Origin of the sequence: Sedimenticola sp. (assembly GCF_050289425.1) — a bacterium.
In the GTDB taxonomy this organism is placed as follows: domain Bacteria; phylum Pseudomonadota; class Gammaproteobacteria; order Chromatiales; family Chromatiaceae; genus Sedimenticola.
The window spans coordinates 1-552 of sequence record NZ_JBNKFS010000080.1 but is presented as its reverse complement, the minus strand read 5'-3'; the positions used below and the strand labels follow the sequence as shown (position 1 = coordinate 552).

Genomic DNA, 552 nt, shown 5'->3' with positions numbered 1-552 from the left:
ACGGTGGTGCGCGGTTTTTCAAAATAGACCCGCATCACCAGCAACAGCGTGTCCTCGACCTTGTCGGCCAGCGCTTTCAAGCGCCCGGCGTATTCCATCGCCGCCTTGGTGTCGTGTATGGAGCAGGGGCCAATCACCACGATCAGGCGGTGATCCTTGCGGTCGAGGATGTCCTGAACAGCGGTCCGGCCAGCGGATATGGTGGCCGCCGCCTTTTCCGTGATTGGCATTTCCTGTTTCAGCTTGCGCGGTGTAATCAGGGTTTTGTGCGATGAAATTCGAAGGTTTTCTAACGACTGTGGGGACATGATGGAACGCTATCGATTGATAAATTGAACAAGGGGCAAAGTTTACAGGATGCCGATGTCAGTTGACAGTTAAAAAGACGTTTACAGCTGACAGTTTACGGTTAACGGTAAAATCCAAATCCGCCGGCATCGCGACCACCGAGCCGCGGCGGACGGCGTCGTTGATACCCGCTGAATCGTTTTTCGCTTGCAGCAGGGGCCTGTGCCCACTCCGATCAGATGTGAACTGTCAACATTTTTCCAA

At 54.0% G+C, this 552-nt stretch carries 1 pseudogene; it reads right to left on the bottom strand.

What is annotated here, in order from left to right:
- Positions 1 to 230, bottom strand: a pseudogene (locus tag ACQY5R_RS18300) (3-deoxy-7-phosphoheptulonate synthase); the annotation flags it as partial.
- Positions 231 to 552: the final 322 nt, after the last annotated feature.